The sequence below is a fragment of the Gilvimarinus japonicus genome (genome assembly GCF_042847215.1).
Taxonomy (GTDB): domain Bacteria; phylum Pseudomonadota; class Gammaproteobacteria; order Pseudomonadales; family Cellvibrionaceae; genus Gilvimarinus; species Gilvimarinus japonicus.
Map to the genome: position 1 here is coordinate 2,068,183 of NZ_AP031500.1, position 19,734 is coordinate 2,087,916.

At 49.1% G+C, this 19,734-nt stretch carries 14 protein-coding genes; 6 read left to right on the plus strand and 8 right to left on the minus strand.

The window, feature by feature from the left end; all coding sequences use genetic code 11:
* The first annotated feature begins 56 nt into the window (after positions 1 to 56).
* The 3 genes from ACGHAD_RS08850 (at position 57) to ACGHAD_RS08860 (ending at position 3,627) form a co-directional block, all read left to right on the plus strand.
* Positions 57 to 536, plus strand: coding sequence for a DinB family protein (locus ACGHAD_RS08850; protein WP_382415607.1), 480 nt, complete (start codon positions 57 to 59; stop codon positions 534 to 536).
* 137 nt (positions 537 to 673) lie between these two features.
* Complete coding sequence (locus ACGHAD_RS08855; protein ID WP_382415605.1) at positions 674 to 823, plus strand: hypothetical protein; 150 nt, start codon at positions 674 to 676, stop codon at positions 821 to 823.
* A 248-nt stretch (positions 824 to 1,071) separates the two neighbouring features.
* Positions 1,072 to 3,627 (plus strand): EAL domain-containing protein, encoded by a 2,556-nt coding sequence (locus ACGHAD_RS08860; protein WP_382415603.1) that lies wholly within the window; start codon positions 1,072 to 1,074, stop codon positions 3,625 to 3,627.
* Positions 3,628 to 4,676: 1,049 nt separating this feature from the next.
* Here ACGHAD_RS08860 and ACGHAD_RS08865 read toward each other — a convergent pair.
* The 5 genes from ACGHAD_RS08865 to ACGHAD_RS08885 all read right to left on the minus strand — a co-directional run bounded on the left by ACGHAD_RS08865 (position 4,677) and on the right by ACGHAD_RS08885 (position 9,657).
* Positions 4,677 to 5,453, minus strand: coding sequence for a helix-turn-helix transcriptional regulator (locus tag ACGHAD_RS08865; protein ID WP_382415601.1), 777 nt, complete (start codon positions 5,451 to 5,453; stop codon positions 4,677 to 4,679).
* A gap of 4 nt (positions 5,454 to 5,457) precedes the next feature.
* Entirely contained in the window at positions 5,458 to 5,985 is a 528-nt protein-coding gene (locus tag ACGHAD_RS08870) for a YbhB/YbcL family Raf kinase inhibitor-like protein (protein ID WP_339615272.1), read from the minus strand.
* A 281-nt stretch (positions 5,986 to 6,266) separates the two neighbouring features.
* On the minus strand, positions 6,267 to 7,175 hold the full coding sequence (locus ACGHAD_RS08875) for a transporter (protein ID WP_382415599.1): 909 nt from the start codon (positions 7,173 to 7,175) through the stop codon (positions 6,267 to 6,269).
* Positions 7,176 to 7,502: 327 nt separating this feature from the next.
* Positions 7,503 to 8,948, minus strand: a complete 1,446-nt coding sequence (locus ACGHAD_RS08880) for an exonuclease domain-containing protein (protein WP_382415597.1) — start codon at positions 8,946 to 8,948, stop codon at positions 7,503 to 7,505.
* Between the two features lie 448 nt (positions 8,949 to 9,396).
* Positions 9,397 to 9,657: a hypothetical protein gene (locus ACGHAD_RS08885; protein ID WP_339615269.1), complete on the minus strand. Its 261-nt coding sequence runs from the start codon at positions 9,655 to 9,657 to the stop codon at positions 9,397 to 9,399.
* Between the two features lie 66 nt (positions 9,658 to 9,723).
* On the opposite strand from ACGHAD_RS08885, the gene ACGHAD_RS08890 reads away from it, so the two are divergent.
* Together ACGHAD_RS08890 and ACGHAD_RS08895 are read left to right on the plus strand one after the other, a co-directional pair.
* Complete coding sequence (locus ACGHAD_RS08890) at positions 9,724 to 11,379, plus strand: polysaccharide lyase family 7 protein (RefSeq protein WP_382415594.1); 1,656 nt, start codon at positions 9,724 to 9,726, stop codon at positions 11,377 to 11,379.
* 420 nt (positions 11,380 to 11,799) lie between these two features.
* Positions 11,800 to 12,516, plus strand: a complete 717-nt coding sequence (locus ACGHAD_RS08895; protein ID WP_382415592.1) for a GntR family transcriptional regulator — start codon at positions 11,800 to 11,802, stop codon at positions 12,514 to 12,516.
* Between the two features lie 116 nt (positions 12,517 to 12,632).
* Here the strand turns inward: ACGHAD_RS08895 and ACGHAD_RS08900 are convergent, their stop codons facing one another.
* The 3 genes from ACGHAD_RS08900 to ACGHAD_RS08910 form a co-directional block, all read right to left on the minus strand.
* Positions 12,633 to 15,467 carry a TonB-dependent receptor gene (locus tag ACGHAD_RS08900; protein WP_382415590.1) on the minus strand — a complete coding sequence of 945 codons (2,835 nt, stop codon included), beginning with the start codon at positions 15,465 to 15,467 and terminating at the stop codon, positions 12,633 to 12,635.
* Between the two features lie 498 nt (positions 15,468 to 15,965).
* A complete protein-coding gene (gene trxC / locus ACGHAD_RS08905; RefSeq protein ID WP_382415588.1) occupies positions 15,966 to 16,403 on the minus strand; it encodes a thioredoxin TrxC in 438 nt (145 codons plus the stop codon).
* 150 nt (positions 16,404 to 16,553) lie between these two features.
* Positions 16,554 to 17,951, minus strand: coding sequence for an alpha-amylase family glycosyl hydrolase (locus ACGHAD_RS08910; RefSeq protein ID WP_382415586.1), 1,398 nt, complete (start codon positions 17,949 to 17,951; stop codon positions 16,554 to 16,556).
* 369 nt (positions 17,952 to 18,320) lie between these two features.
* Here ACGHAD_RS08910 and ACGHAD_RS08915 point away from each other — a divergent pair, with 369 nt between their 5' ends.
* Positions 18,321 to 19,718, plus strand: a complete 1,398-nt coding sequence (locus ACGHAD_RS08915) for a cellulase family glycosylhydrolase (protein ID WP_382415584.1) — start codon at positions 18,321 to 18,323, stop codon at positions 19,716 to 19,718.
* The last annotated feature ends 16 nt before the right edge of the window (positions 19,719 to 19,734 follow it).

Below are 19,734 nucleotides of genomic sequence, written 5' to 3' on the forward strand. Positions count from 1 at the left end.
ATTTACACTAGGTTTTCACAGGAATCTACGAAGAGCCACAAAAATTGGAGCCCATAATGGAAAGTCAATTTTTATATAAAGCTTGGGCCAACGAGAGAATTCTTGATGAGATCGAGAAGATCGACCAAGTAAAATATACGGACAATTTTTTGAAGGCGAAAAGACTTCTTAATCATACCCATGTCGTTGATAGAATATTTGTCGCACACTTAACTAATACATCCCACCCATATGCAGCAACTAATACTCAGGACACGCCATCTGTTAAGGATTTACGTCAATACGTGCGAAAAACAGATGAATGGCTGCTTCAGTTCTCAAGAAATGTTAGCTCCTCCGAGCTAAACAAGACGATAAGTTTTATTTTTACAGATGGTGATTTTGGGGAAATGTCAGTTCTGGATATCCTTAATCACCTGGTGATACATGGTGCTTATCATCGGGGGAATATTGGTATGTTATTAACTGACTGCGGCATTGCGATGCCAAGTGATACGTTTACTAGGTTTTTACATAATGCTGCGTCCACTGTTTAATCAAAACCTAGGGTCAATAGGGTCAGAGTCCTGAAAATAATATTTTTCAACGCTAAATCAACGACTGAGCCTGTCGGTTTGTCTACGGATAGAGTACCAATAATTATGATTTCAACAAACACTTACGGGAGTTTCAAATGAAAAGTACGTTACTGCTGTTGATTTTCATGTTGTCGACATCTGCGGTAACAGCTGCTGTCGATGAGTTCACTATGCCGTTAGGAATACCCATTGTGCCTGGTGCGCGACTGGCTATTAGTGATGCTTATGATGTCTCAGGTGGGTAGAGAGGAGTCGATAGCGAGGTTTGGCACTAAGGCGTCACGCCAAGATGTCATTGATTTTTATAGGGCGGCTTTGGAAGAGGCTGGATTTCAAATTTATTCATCGTCTAACTCTTAGTGCGGGTAAGGCACAAGCCCGCTTGACACGGAGCCAGACACTTTGCGCGCCTCACCTGGCGCGGGGTTGCTCTCTTCTGGCCAAGCTATATACTTTACCTAACAACTATAAAGCCCCAAACGAGTATTTGTATATGGAGCGCAACCTGTTACGCACACTAGGCGATAATACCCATGATTTGATTTACGCCAAGGACCTAAAGGGACGCTTTATTTATGGTAATGCCAAGCTGGCCCATATAGCCGGCATTGCGACTGCGGAAGAAATCATCGGTAAGACAGATTTTGATCTGTTTCCTCAGGCATTAGCTCAAGGGTATTACGACGATGACCAAGAGGTGATTCGCACCAATCAGCCTCTTATTGACCGCGAAGAGCTGATGCTTGATGCGGATACCGAGCAAACCCGCTGGCACTCAACGACCAAAATCCCGTTGCACGACGATAACGGCGACGTGATTGGCATTATGGGTATTACCCGCGATATAACCGCCAGAAAGCAGGCTGAGAAAAAGGCTCAGGAGCTTAACCTCGAGCTTGAACAACGAGTATTGCAGCGCACGCAAGAATTAGAGGCTATAAGCGATGCTTTAGCACACGAGCGCAACCTAATGCGTACGCTAGTGGACTTGCTGCCCGATAATATCTTCGCCAAAGACAGCCAGAGTCGGTTTTTATTGGCCAACCAAGCCATAGCACGCAGTATGGGCACCACCGTCGATGAACTGCTGGGTAAAAACGATTTTGATTTTTACCCGCAAGAGATGGCTCAAGGCTTTTTTGATGCGGAACAAGCCGTTATTCACAATGGTGAGCCGGTGCATCTAGAAGAGCCCTACATGAACCGGGAAAAGAACCAAATTAGCTGGGTTATGACCAGCAAAGTACCGGTCCGTAACAATAACGGCGAGGTTGTTGGTGTTGTGGGTATCGGCCGCGATATTACCGAGCGCCGCGCTACCGAAAAAGCCCTGCGCGAAGGCGAAGAGCGTTTTCGCAGCTTGACCGAGCTGTCATCAGACTGGTACTGGGAGCAAGATCAAAATCTAGCTTTCGTCAATTTAGCTGACCCAAACGGCAAGTCTGGCTACAGCCGATCCGATGTAGAAGGCAAAACCATCCAACAATTGCCCCACGCTGAGGTGCTCAGTGGCGATTGGAGCTCGCACGAGGAGAGCGTTGCCTCGCACTTGCCGTTTCGTGATTTAGAGTTGCAGGTGATGGCCACTCAAGGTCAGCGCCGCTACCTAACATTAAGCGGATTGCCTATTTTTGACAGCGCTGGCAATTTTGGCGGTTACCGGGGCATTGGCCGCGACATTACTGAGCGTAAAACGGCCGAGGCTCGCACCCACCACCTGGCCACGCACGATAGCCTGACCGACCTGCCCAACCGTACCATGTTTTTCGAGATGCTGGACTTGGCCATTGAGTCTGCCCGCCGTAATCAGCGCAAGCTAGCGGTACTGTTTGTGGATTTGGACCGCTTTAAAAATATCAACGATACACTCGGACACGATGCGGGCGATATTTTGCTTACGGAGATGTCTGCCAGGCTCTCGCAGAGTCTTCGCTCTTGCGATGTGGTGGCTCGTTTAGGTGGTGATGAGTTTGCTATTTTGGTACAGGAGATCAACACGCCGGAGCAAATTGCTACCGTTGCACGCAAAGTGCTGAGCGCGGCGGTAAGCCCAGTAATGGTGTTGGGGCAGGAGTGTCGCGTCACGGCTAGTGTAGGGGTGAGCATTTACCCGGTTGACGCCGAAGACACACAGACTCTGATGAAGAATGCCGACATTGCCATGTATCGCGCCAAAGACGAAGGGAAAAACACCTACCAATTTTACTCGGCTGATATTAAAGCCCGCTCGTTAGAGCGGCTAGTACTGGAAAACAACCTGCGATTAGCCTTGGAGCGGGACGAGTTTTTTTTGCAGTACCAAGCGAAGCGCGATCTACAAACTGGCGAAATCGCCGGTGTAGAGGCGCTGGTGCGCTGGCAGCACCCCGAGCTCGGAGTGGTGCCGCCCAATCAGTTTATTCCGCTGGCCGAAGAAACCGGGTTGATCGTGCTAATTGGCCGCTGGGTGTTACAAACCGCCTGCGCCCAAAGTGTGGCGTGGCAACAGCAAGGCTTTCCGCCTATTTGTATGGCGGTTAATTTATCCGTCAGGCAGTTTTTTGATGAGCACTTAATAGATGACGTTGCCGCGGCATTAAAAGAGTCGGGTATTCGCCCTGAGCTACTGGAAATGGAAATAACCGAAGGCATGGTCATGCAAGATGCCGAGCGAGCCATTCATATTTTGCAGTCCATCAAAAACCTTGGCGTACGCCTCGCTATTGATGATTTTGGCGTTGGTTATTCGTCACTGGCGCAAATCAAACGTTTCCCCATTGACACACTAAAAGTCGACCGCTCGTTTATCCGTGATTTGCCCCAGAATGCAGAGGATCGGGCCATTGCTGAGGCGATAATCGCCATGGGCAGAACCCTTAGCCTAACCGTTATTGCCGAAGGGGTAGAAACCATCGAGCAAGAAAGCTTTTTACGCGACCACGCCTGTGACCAGTCACAGGGGTTTTATTTTAGTCGTCCGATTTCGTCCGGTGATTTTTCCGAGCTGATGCGCGAGCAAATTGAGCATCCGCGAGATTATCCCGCGAATAAAAGCATTAAGGATGAATAGGGGGTTAAGGCGCTTTTTTACAACTTAACCCTTTTTTACATTTTTCGTGCACCTTTAAATTTCTCTTAATGAGGTGCCGATCCAAGGCTGCAAGAAATTGAATCAATCTTTTAGCAAGGATCGCGCTGGGTGGGTTAAAAACAAGATGCCGGCCCCCATAGTGATGACACATTCATTTTCCCTCGAAAGAAGGCTGTTGCTTTTTCGCTCGGTAAAGCCCTAGAGTTTTGATGACCAAGATTTGGTCTTCTAAGAGCAGGTATGATTACAGTTGAGTTGTCAGCGCAGCCTGAGTGTTTTATGTTGTGGTGGCTGGATAATTTACAATGCACAATAACATTAAGGCAGTTTTATGAAGAGTCCTCTGCTTTCATTGAGTCTTTGCTTGGCGGTTTGTGGGGGTTGCACCACCAACGATGTTGCAACAAATCTGTTTTGCGGAAAAGTTCACACCAAAGTTGATGAGAATATGAACAGCTGTGAAGGAAGGGTTGATTCTGTCATTGAGCGAACCAAAGAAAACACCAAGAAACCGGATCCAAGGTCCCAATAAGTGTTGTTAAGAAGAGTGTGACTTGTAGAGTAATGGTTATTACAAATTTATTAATTTCAGGGTGAGTTGATTGCTTTTTTGGCAATCCGCCAGACGGTAGATCAGCAATAAGTTTGATGAACGAAAACGGATATATACCAAATAAGAATGAGCGTTCGATGCACCTTAGTTGAAGTGACGAGCTAAACTTTAGACAATCTCACAATGCTTTGGCCTACGCATTTTCGATGTCTGAGAAAACGCATAAACCTGAGGAAGTTAACAAGAGGATGGGCGCTCGGTACAGTGACGGGCTTATTTACCCGTGGGGTATTACAAGCTATTTAAATGAGTCTGGCAACCAAGCTCGAAACGGAGTCGAAGTTGGTAATATAAACGTAGACGCGAACTGCCTGGTGTTTAGCATAGGACGGGTCCAATTTTGCGGTGTATCGCCTAATTTACCCACCTCTTACTAGCCGACTCATTGGATACTATGAATTATTAAATACCACCTTCAGAAGGATTTTATTGTCTGCCGGTACTGCGTTGGAGTTACCCCGAATATCTGCTTAAACCGCTCGGAAAAACGCGCTGGAGATTCATAACCGCTAGCGAGCGCGGCTTCTGTAACCGTGCAGCCTTTTTGCATTACGGTTAGGCTGTAGCCCATTCGGATATCTGCCAAGATTTGACGAAACGGATAGCCTTCTGTTTTTAAGCGCCGGTGCAGGGTAGCCCGGCTTACGCCCAATGCTTGGGCCGCTTTTTCTAGTGAATGCTCCGCGCCTGGTTCGGCCATCAGATATCGGCTAACCCGATCACGCCAGGTCATTTTATTACCGGGAAACAGCAGACCTAGTGCTCCCGTATCGTGCAGTTGTGCCAGCAGGGCCATCGCGAGATGTTGTTGAGTGGCTTCGGCTAGCTGGTGTTCTGTGCCATTAACCAGTGCATCAAAGCAGAAGGTCAAGCTTGCATCGCTAAAAAGGCAAGGGGCTTTTTCTGTGAGGGTTACGTTGGCGAGCCAGTCCGCTGGTGGCTGCACCAAAAATGACAAGGTGACTGACTCGAACCCCGTTGCGCCGGGCTCGTTTACAAAGGTAAGCGACTGGCCTGCGGGGAGGGCAAGCCAGCGCTCTGGTGTAACCTCTACACGCTCACCACGCCACAGTAGCAACTTGGAGCCGCGCAGCACCCGCACCAGTGTGGGTGCCGGTATATATACGTTGCGCAAAGGCTGTTGCCGCTGTCCTTTATAGTGGCTGACATATACGACGTTACGACTTTCCATAAAGTTAGCGGGCGTAGGTCGCCGTGAGGGTGTCTTTCGCTATTACTGCGTTATTGAGCATGTAGCCGACAATCGCCGCTGGGGTGTCGGCATTCACATCCAATTTATCGGTGTTCAACGCCCACACGGTGAACTGATAGCGGTGCATACCGTGACCAGGAGGCGGGCAAGCTCCGCCGAAGCCGGGCGTACCATAGTCGGTTTCTACTTCCAGCCCCTGCTTCAACTTTCCGGAAACGCCAGTGGGCAGCTCGCTGGTGTTAGCCGGAAGGTTCACCACGAGCCAGTGCCACCAACCACTGCCGGTTGGCGCGTCTGGGTCATAGGCGGTAATGGAGATGCTTTTTGTGCCCTCAGGCAGGTTTAGCCATTTAAGGTGAGGCGAGATATTATCGCCGGCGCAGCCAAAGCCATTAAACTCCTGCGCCTTACTTAGCAGGCGGCCTTCGTGCATATCATTACTACTCAGCTCCAGTGCTTGGGTACTCACGGCAATACCGACCAGCAACGCAAATAAGCTAAAACGTTTCATCGCTACATCCTTTTTGTTAATGGGTTAATGAGATGAAATCTTACAGGATTGGGCTGAAATAGTACTATCAATTAGTCTCAACATCTTTGAATTTATTTATTTTTTGATACTTTGTGTAAGCAGGTCGTGAAGAATATGGGATTCAAAGAGGTTGTTGAGCCGTGAGGTCCGTTCCTAAACTGCTATGAAGATTCGCCCCAATCAATTGAATGGTTAGAGGAAAGAAATTTAGGGGGCAGGGTGTCGGGAGTATTAATGCAACACTCAAACAATCTGAGCAATCACCAAATATACATATAGCTCACGCTAACACTGTCAAAATCGCCGGCGATTTTTGACTCTATGGCGGTGCTGGCGGCGAAACGGATGGCGTGATGCCGGTTAAGGGGGTGCAATAACGTCAGTCCGGCGCGAGAGTTTTGCAGTTCGGCTTGCTCGGCACTTTCGCCGACGGTGGCGGCGCCGCCTTGATACCAGTTGGCGTCTAAAGAGAACCAGGTACCGTTTTTTACCACATGAACTAGGTGAAACTCAGACGAAAGAACAGGCTTTTGAGTACGGGTTTTGCCCTGATAATCGTCGTTATCTTCATAAAACCAGGTGCCGACTTCACCTTCAAACAACCAGCCGTGGCTGATTGGAACAATAAAGCCCAAGGCGGGTTTTACGGCCCAGCGATTGGTTCCGGCGTTAAACAGTCTGTCGCCGTCGTAGTCCCCGGTGGGAATACTAACCAGCAGGCTGGCACCTATTATTGGCTCAGGGTCTGCCACCAGCTCCCGAAACGCTTTGCCATCCATACTGGGGGCGCCCAATAGGTTAATGGCAAAGCGCGCGCGGGCGTCAGCGGATGCGCTGATGGAGCGCTCTCTAAACTCACCGTTAACCATCGCCGAGGCATCGCCTTGTACCAGTGGGTAATTTAATTGCAGGCTGGCAGTGCGATCAAACAAGCCAAAAGTTCGCTGATAGGTCAGTGAAAGGAAGTCCAGAGTGGCCTCGGCGCCTTCTATAGGCACTGAGGCATCGACGAGCACCTCACCTTGCGAGTGCTGATAGCTCATTACCACCACATTGGTACCCGTTGGTGCGGGCCAATAGGCTCTCGGTGCCAACTCTTGTGCCTTGGTTTGGGCCGCAAAAATCGAAATCAGCAGTATAAAAATCACATCCTTGAGAGGGCGCCGCATGGATCAAGCCTGTTGTAAGAGGTCAGTTACAGTATAGCTATGCCTGCAGGAAATTAAATATTTGTTAGCAAAATAAAGCTGACATAAAAACGATCCCTTGACGGCTATACAATAAGTGTCGTTTTGAATGTGGCCGTCAACGCCACTAGATTCCGCTCGCCGAAAATTTGTATACCGCCTGTCGCTCTTGGTAGCAGAGACCCTACGAGCTGGCCGCAGAGCCTGACATGTTTTGGTCCGTGGCTTTGGCGGGCTCATTAACACGATTGATGATTAAGCACTGCGTATAAAGGCTTGCATTACAACCATCAACAATCTTTTTATATGTCATTGCAAAGGGATAAGCGTTAAGTCTTTGCCGGGCTTTAATACGACTTTAACCAAATAACGATAAATGTCGCGATCGAGCAGCGCCTCGTTATTTGACGTTGCTTTAAGTTGCTCCCAATCCGGCTCTCCTGTGCCATGTGCGGATGCTAACAGACACCAGTTATCGAGCAAAAAGGCTGTGTGTGGCGACTCGTTATCATTCGGATTCTGTTGTTCAACTATTGCCACGGGACCCCGATAAGGCCAAGCTTTTAGGGCCTCGCTGCCTAGTGCATCCATTAACGCTGTGTTGTGTTGCAGTATCGACCAATCGTTAGTACATAAACCTTTGCAGCGCTTTAGTTGCCGGCTCATACAAGGGCCGCGTAAAGGCCCTGGGGTGGTTACTACACAATCACACAGACCAAACGCTTTAGCGGTATTTGTGAGCGTCTCTCGCGCCTTTTTTTGCCCAGCAAACAAGCCATACATTTTACTTGTGCGCGCTGCTGCGTGAACATCGATAATTTCTGGGCGCAGCAAGCCTTGTTGGTCTTCGTGCAGCTGTATGGTATAGAGCGTGCTAAGGCGGCGTAGGCGGCGGTTGTAAAGAGGCTGGTGCGTCTTGATCTGTTGTGACTCAAGTAATAGGGCGCTTAACTCACCAGTGGTGCTGTCGGTTCTAATGTCACGTATTTGCTGACACATGGCCATCGCTTTAGCGCTGGCGCGGTCGGCGTTGAAGTGCGATAAAACACGCGAGCGAATGTTAATGCTCTTACCTACGTATAACAGATTGTTGTTTTCGCCGTAAAAATAGTAAACCCCCGGGCCCGTAGGAAGCTGTTCTATAATCGCAGGTTCGAGTCCCGGCGGCAAACTCGGCCGCCGGGTTTGCGCTTGCACCGCGGTCATAAACGTTTCGCCGGGTTTGTCATCAGCGGCGATACGTAAAAACTGATAGGTGGCGCGCGCATCGGCCAGCGCCCGGTGTCGAGCATCTGTGTTGATACCAAAGCGCTGGATGATAGCCTCAAGCCCGTGGCGTTTATGTTCAGGGTAAAGCGCGCGCGACAGTTTTACTGTGCACAATAATTCAAGCGACAGCGGATAACCTAATTCGGCAAAGGCGTTGCGTATAAATCCGTAGTCAAAGCGCACATTGTGCGCGACAAACGTTTTACTTTGCAGGCGCGTAACAATTTCTTTGGCCACTTGCTCAAAACGCGGTGCGCTGGCCACCATCTCGTTAGTGATGCCGGTTAAGCTTTGAATCATCTTAGGTATCGGTACGAGCGGATTAATCAATGTGCTCCATTCACGCACGCCGCGCTCGTCAATTTCGATAATAGCAATTTCGGTAATTCGATCGCGGGTAACGCTACCACCTGTCGTTTCGATGTCGACAATGGCCAGCGGGCGATCCAGGCCGGGGAAGGGCGTAGCGATATTATGGTCTGACAAATAGCCTCCGGGAGTGAGTATATTGCGATATTACATTAGCACGATCACAAGACAGATCGCATGCCCATCGCCTAAGCGGCGCTCCATTTAGTCTTGTAGGCTGCCTTCTGCGCTGCTTAGCTTCTACCGGTAACAGCAAGCTTGCCATGGGTTCAGAACGCTGTCCGCAGGTGAGCTTGTGTTCAAAAAGACAATATCTTTAAGGGCTACAAAACTAAAAAGGTCTTCATATTGGTATACCAAAGTATCTATTTTTTACTGATTCTCTATGAAAATCGTTTTATAGAGCAATAAAATTCGCGGGATATGCTTTTATTGGTGGGTTTTCAGTACGGGGTCACAATATCGGTTGATATATTGGTTTACATATTGGTGGCCTATGATCTATCTTTTGTTCACTGTTTTGGTAAGCCTTGCATGGCTAAAGGTCAGCTCAGCAAACCAAGCATTAGACGCCAGGGTGACGGGCCGAGCTGCGAATGCGCAGAAGCCTTGATGAGCTCTCTGGATCGTCTGCGAATAATAACGTTGCTAAACGCAAAGCCCAACGCCCGCCATCAGGCAGCATTGTGCGAATCTTCTGGCGGGCGGTGTAAGGCGCGTATGTTCGCGAGCAGTAGCGCCCCAAAGGCGTAATGACATGACATAAAACCGATAAATTAAATTCATGCAATACCGCAAATAGCTCTAACTCGACTTTTACATTCACGGTTTTTGCCTCGGCAGATAAATTCACCGTGTTTTAGCGAGTAGAGACTTTCACTGGAGAACGATGATGAAATGTCTTACAAGTAGTTCTGTTTTTGTCTTAAGTATGTTGGCTGCGTCCGCCCACGCGGTCAGTATCGGCAACCCAGGCTTTGAAAATAGCTTTGAGGGCTGGGTCGATGACGATCCCTCTGCGATTTCGAGTGATGCTTATTCAGGCAGTAAATCGGCAAAAATCACCGGCAGCGCAGGGCGGGTCGACCAGCAAGTTTCACTCAGTGCCAACACCAGCTATCGCCTTACGGCTTACGTATTGGATAGCGGCACCGTCGGCGTCAACATAAACGGTGCTGTTTTCGATGTGGACTCGGATAGCGAAGACTGGGCAAAAGTAGAGGTAGACTTTAACTCTGGCTCGAACACATCAGCTGAAATATTTGCCAAGTACCACAATGGAACGGGTCGGTTTGATGATTTCTCACTGGTAGAGGTGGGTGGCTCTAACTCCTCTTCGTCCTCATCGTCCTCATCATCGTCATCAGCGGGAGCAGGAAATTGTAACAATTCAATAAACCTGAACATTGCTGGTGCCAGTGATGATGGCTCCAACGATGGCAATGGCCCTGGCAATGCCATTGACGGCAGTTTGTCTAGCCGCTGGTCTTCGCAGGGTAATGGCAAAGCCATTACTTTAGACCTTGGTGGTTTAAGTACGGTGACAGAGCTGCAAACCGCGTGGTTTAAAGGCGATCAGCGCACCCAAACATTTGATGTGGCTGTGTCAGAAAACGGCAACAACTGGAGTACCGTTTTGTATAACGTTGATTCTCAAGGCAGTGCAAACCTTGAGTCGCTCGCAATTGCTGATGTCGCTGCCCGCTACGTAAGAATTACCGGTTACGGCAATACGGCAAACGCTTGGAACAGCTTGCTTGAGGCGGATGTGTACGGCTGTGGTGATGCCGACACGGGAAGCTCAAGTAGTACCAGCTCGAGCAGCAGTTCTAGCAGCTCCAGCAGTACTGGTGGCTCGGGCAATGATATTCCATCGTCAATTACAGACGGGAGCTTATTTGACTTAGAAGGCGAAGACCCCGATCCATTGGTAAACAGCAGCACTTTACGCTTTGTGCCGCTAGAGGCCCGTGTTACGACCCCAAACGGTAACGGCTGGCGCCACGAGTACAAAATAAAATCCGGTCTCCGGATTGCCATGACAGACACTTATGAGTTGTTTGAGGCAGACATTAAAGTGGAAATGTCCGACGGTGGTAAGACAATTGTTGCGCAGCATCATGCCAGCGACACTGGAACTATCATGAAGCTTTATGTGTCAGATTCGTCGGAATCAGGGTTTGATGATAGCGTCGCCGGTAATGGTATATTCGATGTCTACGTGCGCTTGCGCAATACCAGTGGCAATGAAGAGAAGTACGCACTGGGAACGATCCAGAGCGGCGACACCTTCGACTTAAAGGTGGTGAACGATTATGGCGATGTACACGTCTATGCGATGGGCAACTCGTTTGGCATTCCGGTAGAAGACGATTCCGCGTCTTACTTTAAGTTTGGTAATTACCTGCAGTCTCAAGACACCTCAAATAACGAAGACTGTGGCGAGTCTGGTGACTCTGACTCCTTCGAGCAGTGCTTCGAAGAGCTTGGCATTACTGAATCTACGGTTACCATGACCAATGTGAGTTACGAGCGTATTGAAAACTAAGTAAAACCAACGCTTTATTAAATCAGTGTCACGCAGCCCGCTCATACTTTTATGAGTGGGCTTTTTTGCGTTTTCGTATTTTGGGTGGGGATTGGTTTTGGCTGTTTCAAACACGATAATACGTGAGTCTCGGCACCGCGCTTGTGCGATGCGCTAGCGATCGCTTGCCTCAGTCTCTGCGGTAGAGTTAAAGCTATTGCACCGGCCATACTCGCTTTATTGCCGTTAGCTGAGACGAGAGGCAAGAAGTACGCCCAATCTACGGCTACCTTCCCCAGCCTCTGCGCGATAGCCTGGGGCCTCCTTTTTTGATGTGTTACGCTTTAAATACCATTAAAAAGTTGGAATGGTTGTTAAACATTATATAGATTAGAATAAGTTGTGCCTTTGTCCATCAATAAATACTAAGGATGTATGCTTTTGAGCCCCCGAACCAATAACTATTTAGAGAGAGCGGCCGAATACGGAAAAAACATCACTTACGATCGTCCGGCCAGCGGGCAGATTTATGGCTTTATTCGGGATGCAATAGTGAGTATGGAGCTTTTGCCAGGGCAGATGATATCGGAAACCGCGCTTGCCGCTAAGTTTGGCGTAAGTCGGACGCCGGTAAGAGAGGCTTTGATCAAGCTGGCTAACTTGGGCTTTGTCGATGTGCTACCCCAGCGAGGCACTTATGTTTCTCGGTTTAGTATGGAAAAAATTCTCGAAGCGCGTTTTATCCGCGAAGCTTTAGAGGTATCCGTTGTCAGTTATCTTGCCGAAAATACTTGCGATGATCTGGTGAGCGCCGCTGAGGCGATTATCAGGGAACAAAAAGTTGCGGCAGAGGCCGATAATGCGCTGTTATTTCAACAGTTGGATGATGAGTTTCATCAAATGTTGGCAGGTCATACTGGCCACCAGCGTGTCGCTGAAAAAATAGAAGAAGAAAAAGCCCACATGGACAGGGTGCGCAACTTAAGCTTGCACATGAGCGGGCAATATAATCGTGTGCTTACCCAACACAAAGCCATTGTACGAGCCATTAAAATGGGCAAAAAGGAAGAGGCGATAACGGCTATGAGTGTTCACCTGAGAGAGATATACAAAGTGCTGGCAACGTTACCAAAAGACCACCCAGAGTATTTTCAATAGCCAAACCTTTGATTGTGATAAAAAAAGCGCCCCGCAGTAGCGGGGCAAAGCAGCAAGCCGTGCCAGGAGAGCACTGTGAGAAACAGAGGGTGCCGGCGAGCGGCACCTTACGTTAGTTAGAAAGAGGCGCGCACACCTAAGGTATAGGTAGTGCCCGGGTAGTAAACATTGTAAGACTGAGAATCCTCCAACACGCCGTCACCGGCAAAGCGCGTAGAAAGCGGCTCGTTGTTCAGGTTGTAGGCGTCAAAGGTTAAGGTTACATCGTTATCTTGCATAACGGGCAAACGGTAGCTGGCCGACACATCCACTTGCGAGCGATCGCGCGTTTCCACGTCTTGCCCCCACGAGTTAAACGCTACCGCGCCTTCCTGGTGATACAGGGTTACGCGCGCCTGAAATGCATCGTTTTCGTAATAGCCGGTTACGTTGTACGAGTCCGCCACACCGGTAATTTCGGCACCTTCGGGCGAGTCGTCCTCGATTTTGTTGGCACTGGCATTAAAGCCCAACCCTTCAATTAGAAAATCCAGTGGCTGAACCCAGATTAATTCAAAGCCTTTCAGGGTGCTGGCCTCGCGAGTGTTTACCCGGGTAATGACTTGCACGGTGCAGTTAGGGCTACAAATTGCTTCTGCCTCTAACTGAGTGGGTGTCAGCTCATTAAGATCAACCCCGTACTGCCCCAGGTTGTCCAGATTTTCTAAAATGGTGTCCTGATACGTAAACCCGGTGATGTCTTTGTTGTAGTAGGTTAAACCAACATAGCCCAACTCACTAAAATACCATTCACCACCAATATCAAAGTTGGTGGATTCAAACGGCGCAAGCCCCGGGTTACCCACACGTACCACATCGATACCAGAGCCATCCCACTGCGCGCCAGGGAACATATCACTGGGGTTGGCACGGGTCAGGCTGCGTGACGCACTGGTGCGCAGCTTAACGTCATCGGTTAAATCATACACAGCGCTAAAAGAGGGCAGTATACGGTCGTAACTTTCGTTGGTAGCACCGGTTTGGTCTTCGACGTATTGGTCGGTCTTTAACGCACGCACACCGCTGTTGGTACGCAGAATACGGCCGGCCACTTCTGTTTCGGTATTAAACTCTAAATACAGTGCGGTGACCTCTTCGGTGATATCGGTTAGGTTTTGCTGCTCTTCTTGCCACTGGTCAAAGCCAATTAGATCTTTCATAGCTGACCAATCAGTAGCACCAAAACTTTGTACGCCGTTCCAACCGTCGATGTTAGAGCCAAAATTAACAGTCCGGATATAGCTCTCAATATTATTGCTGAGTTCAGCTGTCGCCCCTGAGCCCTCAAGGTACTCGGCCATTGTGACAGAGCCGTCAGCATTACCGTCGTACTCCATACCAAACACTGGCAGGAAGGTTTGTCGGGTGGATTCTATTTCATCGTGATGGATACCGAATTTAAAGCCGTTGCGATCCGGATCTTCACCGTACTCAAAATCAACATGAAAACCTTTGGTGCTGGTTTCACGCTCGGTGTGGCTGGCGCGAATCCGGTCTTCCCCGTCATGGGTTGTGTAATTGGCGTAATCACTTGTGCTGCCATAATTGACAGAGGGCACAATGCCATCATTGGCGTACTCAAGCGTAGTCGAGGCGCCAAACATTAAGCCGTAGGGGTTGTAACGAGAAAACTCCGAGTCGGTAAAGCTGGCCGATGCCGCCATCGAAAAGCTGTCGGATATTTGCCAGTCGACACTGGGCATAATACTGGTAAAGGTGGTTTCTTCGTCGTAATCCTGCGAGCCAATCCAAGGCGAGGTGCCATAAAAAGTGCCTGAAACCACCTGGTTTTTACTGTCCAGTTGAATATCAGAGGGGATCGGCTGATACACATAGTTGCGACGATAAAAGTGAGATATTTCATCCCGGGTATATTCGTTGGCTGTGTCGGCACTCAAAAAGTCTAACGCCGCCGTAATATCGTCGTTGGGCGTGTACTCTAAAGACACCAACGCCGAGACGCTGTCTTTCTTGCCATTGGTTGACACCATGCGCCCGATGTAAGGCAGCTGCATCGCGTCAAACGTTGACTGCTGACCACTAATATCGATGACATCACCGGCATTAACGCCCGGATGGGCAGCGGCGTAGTCGGCCGACGCAATATTGGAGTAACGTAATCCGTCGCCACTGCCATCGGCGCAGGCATTGCTACCCGGCTCACCCAGACAAGCGCCTTGCAAGACATTGCCGATAACTTCATAACCGTCAACACCATGGTCATTCGATTGCGCCACCACGCTCGCTAACACCCCATACGTCTCATTAGAGAAACTGTAGGTGAGTGAGCCTTTGGGGCTGGTTGAACTGGTCGCTTCTTTATAAATGCCGTCCACACCTACATTGAGTGTGTGGCCTTCGCCTAAGTCTGACGGACGCAGTGTTTTCATATTTACGTAGCCCGACACACCGCCTTCAATTTGTTTCGCCGTCGCCGTTTTATTAACGGTTAGGCTTTTAAACAACTCGGGCGGGAAGATATCCAAACTTACCTGACGACCATCGCTACCGTTTTGATTCATATCACCCATAGAGGCAACCGACATGGAGTTGCCGTTTAATACCACCTTGGTAAAAGAGGGGCCCAAGCCGCGAACGGATATTTGCTGGCCTTCACCGGTCACCTCGCGGTTGATATTTACACCGGGAATACGGCTTAAGGATTCTGCCAGGTTTTGGCTTGGCATTTTACCAATGTCGTCCGAGAACACCTCGTCCGAGAAACCAACCGAATCCCGTTTTGCCATGGTCGAATTTAAAAGGCTGCCGCGATAGCCTGTAATAACCACCTCTTCAATAGCGGCGCCGTTTTCAGGTACGTCGGTATTTTGTGCCATGGCGGCGGTCGAGCTGGCAATCAGAAGGCTTAGCAGTCCGAGTTTTGAATGCTTAAACTGTGGTTTGTTAGGCATGAACCCAATCCTCTTGTCATTAATAAATTATTGTTATCACCTGTTCTAGCTTTTTGTAGGTGCTGCGGTCATCTTGGCCACTAGTATACAAGTTGTAGCTTGGGGTGATATTAGCCCTGGAAAATCTTTGTGTCAAATGGACTATAAGAAAAAGTGTGACGCAATCGGGCAACGTAAGCAGGCTGTTTGTCGACTAATTGATGCTTTGCGAAGTAATGCGCCACTCTAAGGTCCGCGCTTGTCCGCCGCACAGCACAAATTTACTGTAGGCATTAGGTCACAGTGCGCACCAAGAAACGCGCACGAGTGGCCGCGCCAGAATTGCGTTGGACGTAAAAGAGGGTTTTGTTAGTCGCTGTTGGCGGTCATGTGTAAAGTAATGGTCATGCTAGGTAAGCAAATGCGGGGCGGTGCGGCAGCCGTCGATTTGCCCCAGATAAAATGGCAAACAGTGTTTTAAGCTGCTCCTGTTGGGCCTCTTGTGTTGTTCAAGTGGGCTTAGGGGTTAAGCGCGCCATTCAGCCATTGCAAGAACTGAGGGTAGGGTAGAGCGCCCGCCTGTTGCGCAATGGCCTGACCATCGTGAAAAACCATTAACGTGGGGATGCTACGAATACCAAATTGGGCGGATGTTTGTTGTGCCAACTCGGTGTTTATTTTGATGAATCTCGCAACTGGCTCTAAGCCGCTCGCCGCGCGGGCAAAAGCGGGGGCAAAGGTTTTGCAGGGGCCGCACCATTCGGCCCAAAAGTCTACCACGAGGGGTAGTTGCTCATTGTGAAGCCAGCGGCTGAACTGTGCATCATCGGCTGCTATTGGTTGCGCTGCGAACACGGAATTGCGGCACTTGCCACACTTTGGACTGTCATTAAGGCGGGTCTCGTCGACACGGTTGGCGGTTAAGCAGTGCGAGCATAACGTTTGGATGATTGCCATAATGGCCCCCTAAAAAATAATGTTGCGAGTATATCAAGAATTACCTTTTAGGTCGCAAGGACTATATTTGCCTATTGGCTTTAAGCTTACAGGCAAAAAAGCCGCACCTTAAAAGGTGCGGCCTTGGGTTTTACTTTGGTGGTAGCGAGTTTATTGCAGCAACACTCTGTAGCCCCAGGGTTCAATATCGAGCGTGCTATTCGTTTCTAATTTAACAGTATTGCCGTTGGAGAAATCTTGATATTGGCCGGTAAACAATTGCTCGTCAAAATCAACTGTGACTGGCATGTCTGAAAAGTTGAATACACCAAAGACTTTATCTTTATCATTTTGCCTAACAAAGCTAAATACCTTATCTGGTATAGAGTTTGGTACTTTAATCATGGTTGCACCCCAGTGGCCGTTCCAGAGTGCGGTGTTGTCTTTCTTTAACGCAAATAAACGTTGGTACAACTCGCCCATTGGGTCTTTTTTCCACTGGATTGGGTCGCGTTTGAAAAACTCTAAACGCTTATTGTTACCGGCTTCTTGGCCGTTGTATATCAGCGGCATTCCCTCGCCGATCACAGATAGAACGGCTACCGACTCTAAAGCCTCACCAAACAACTCTCGGTCAGTGCCATCCCAAGAGTTTTTGTCATGGTTGGTGACAAACGTCATGCGGTAACTGTCTTTAGGGTAAAACTTTTCGTTCCAGGCGTAGTAGCCGGCCAGCTCACCTAGGCTCGCTTTGCCCTTGGCAAGATCGTGCATGATCTCCCACCAAGACCACGCATAAGAAGCATCAAAAGCGTGTTCGTGCATATCACGAGACTCCCACTCGGCCAACATAAATACGGGTTTTATCTGGCGCAACTCTGCACTTACATTGTTCCAGAAGTCGAGGGGAACAAAGCCCGCAGCATCACACCGATAGCCATCAATACCTACCTCTTTAACCCAATACTTTAGTGCCGAGCTCATGTACTGGCGTAGTTCGGGAGAGCGGTAATCAAGGTCGATAATGTCGAACCAATCAAACCAAGGAGTCGGGTGGACGTCACCTTTGTAATCTTTTGCGTACCATTCGGGATGCTCTTGCCGAATAACATTGTCCCACGCGGTATGATTTGCCACCCAGTCAATAATGACGTACATGCCAAGCTGGTGTGCTTCGTCAACAAAATATTTAAAGTCCGTCAGCGTGCCAAATTCAGGATTTACCGCAAAGTAATCTTTAACCGCGTAGGGACTACCTAGCTCACCTTTACGGTTTTGCTCGCCAATAGGGTGAATCGGCATCAGCCAGATAATGTCAGTGCCCAGTGCTTTAACACGGGGCAGCTCTTTTGCCGCCGCGCGAAATGTACCCTCTTGCGTGAACTGACGCGTGTTAATCTGATAAATACTGGCATTTTTGGTCCAGTCTTGGTGTTCAAATTTAATATAGGGTTGGGGCTGGTAACGGCTAAGATCTTGATTGCTAGTGTGCGGCAATGGCGCACTGCAGCCGTTAAGGACAAGCACTGCAGCCAAGACTGTGCAGGAGAAAAGCTGGAAACATTTCATAATCGTACGTCTTTATTAGAGTGTTAACGATGAGATCCGACAGGGCGAGTTTATCGTTAATCTATTTTAAGTTCGTAATGAATACGTATGTAAATGGAGGGCGCTAGGGTGAGGTGACAGCGTGTGTGTTTGTCGGTACATAGTGCTGCCCCCTTAAGGTAGCGTGATTCTTTTGTGGTTTTCAGTCTAAATTTGTAACCGGATACACATGGTAGACCTGAGGTAAGCGATATTGCGCACGCCATAAATAGTGATATTTAAGTGCATTCCCGTTTTATGACGTAGTTCTACACATTGTAAAGAAAATGCAGTAGACTAAAAATGTAACCGGTTGCAAAATCTAATAAAAGACAATATCGGAGTCATCATATGCTTAAATTTCATCGCTACCTCAAACGCATAATGGCCGCAATGGCGGCCGCAGCTCTGTGCAGCTCCGCCTACGCGGGGTTTTATACCGATGGCGCCACCTTAAAAGATGGCAATGGCAACCCCTTTGTTATGCGCGGGGTTAATGTTCCTCACGCATGGTTTAGCAGCCAAACCAGCCAATCGCTGGCCGATATATCCGCCACAGGTGCAAACTCTGTGCGCGTCGTGTTATCCAGCGGCTCTCGCTGGAGCCGCACGAGTGCCAGCGACGTGCAAGCTATTATTGATACCTGCAAAGCCAACAATTTAATCGCGGTGTTGGAAGTGCATGATACAACCGGTTACGGCGAACAGGCCGGAGCCCAAACACTTTCTGGTGCCGTTGACTACTGGCTGGATATTGCCAGCGTCCTACAGGGCGAGGAAGATTATGTCATTATTAACATTGGCAACGAGCCGTTTGGTAATGGTGCCAGTGCCTCCGAGTGGATCAACGGTCACGCTAACGCCATTAATCGCCTGCGCAGTGCTGGCTTAACTCACACGTTGATGGTGGATGCGCCAAACTGGGGGCAGGATTGGCAAGGGTTAATGCGCGCTAATGCCCCAGCGGTACTCAGTGCAGATGTAGATAACAACGTGGTTTTTAGCGTCCACATGTATCAGGTGTATGACACCGCCAACAAGGTACAAAGCTATATCAATGGATTCGTGAGCGATGGTTTACCACTAGTCGTCGGGGAGTTTGCCGCTGATCACTTTACAGAAGACGTGGCCGAAGGCGCTATTTTACAAACCGCACAAAATGCCGGAGTGGGCTATTTAGGTTGGTCGTGGTCAGGCAATAGCAGTGATCTTACCTCGCTCGATATCGTGGAAAACTTTAACCCGAGCAATTTAACAAGCTGGGGGCAAACACTCATCAATGGCGCCAATGGTATAGCGGCCACATCGGCGACGGCCAGCGTGTACAGCGGTGGCAATAGTAACAATGGAGGCAACAACAATGGCGGTAATGCGAGTTGCGGGACGCAAGATGGCAACCCAATTTGTTGCGATGTTAACTCCGACCCTGACGGCGATGGCTGGGGCTGGGAAAACAATCAAAGCTGCGTTGTAACAAATAGCAGCAATAACAGTAATAACAACCCCGCCTGCGGTACACAAGATGGCACACCCATCTGCTGTGACGCGAATTCTGATCCTGACGGTGACGGCTGGGGTTGGGAGAACGAGCAATCATGCGTTGCCGTTAGCACTGGCGATAATAGTAGCAGTGGTGGCAGTTGTGACTGGCACGGTTCGATTTATCCCGTGTGTCAAAATACGTCGTCTGGATGGGGCTGGGAGAGTGATCAAAGCTGCATTTCACAAATGACGTGCGACTCGCAATAGCGAGTTAACAAGGCAT

What these genes read in the sequence shown, in the direction of transcription:
- ACGHAD_RS08850 (WP_382415607.1), top strand. Translation starts at nt 57, where the DNA reads ATGGAAAGTCAATTTTTATATAAAGCTTGGGCCAACGAGAGAATTCTT.
- ACGHAD_RS08855 (WP_382415605.1), top strand. Translation starts at nt 674, where the DNA reads ATGAAAAGTACGTTACTGCTGTTGATTTTCATGTTGTCGACATCTGCG.
- ACGHAD_RS08860 (WP_382415603.1), top strand. Translation starts at nt 1,072, where the DNA reads ATGGAGCGCAACCTGTTACGCACACTAGGCGATAATACCCATGATTTG.
- ACGHAD_RS08865 (WP_382415601.1), bottom strand. Translation starts at nt 5,453, where the DNA reads ATGGAAAGTCGTAACGTCGTATATGTCAGCCACTATAAAGGACAGCGG.
- ACGHAD_RS08870 (WP_339615272.1), bottom strand. Translation starts at nt 5,985, where the DNA reads ATGAAACGTTTTAGCTTATTTGCGTTGCTGGTCGGTATTGCCGTGAGT.
- ACGHAD_RS08875 (WP_382415599.1), bottom strand. Translation starts at nt 7,175, where the DNA reads ATGCGGCGCCCTCTCAAGGATGTGATTTTTATACTGCTGATTTCGATT.
- ACGHAD_RS08890 (WP_382415594.1), top strand. Translation starts at nt 9,724, where the DNA reads ATGAAATGTCTTACAAGTAGTTCTGTTTTTGTCTTAAGTATGTTGGCT.
- ACGHAD_RS08900 (WP_382415590.1), bottom strand. Translation starts at nt 15,467, where the DNA reads ATGCCTAACAAACCACAGTTTAAGCATTCAAAACTCGGACTGCTAAGC.
- trxC (WP_382415588.1), bottom strand. Translation starts at nt 16,403, where the DNA reads ATGGCAATCATCCAAACGTTATGCTCGCACTGCTTAACCGCCAACCGT.
- ACGHAD_RS08910 (WP_382415586.1), bottom strand. Translation starts at nt 17,951, where the DNA reads ATGAAATGTTTCCAGCTTTTCTCCTGCACAGTCTTGGCTGCAGTGCTT.
- ACGHAD_RS08915 (WP_382415584.1), top strand. Translation starts at nt 18,321, where the DNA reads ATGCTTAAATTTCATCGCTACCTCAAACGCATAATGGCCGCAATGGCG.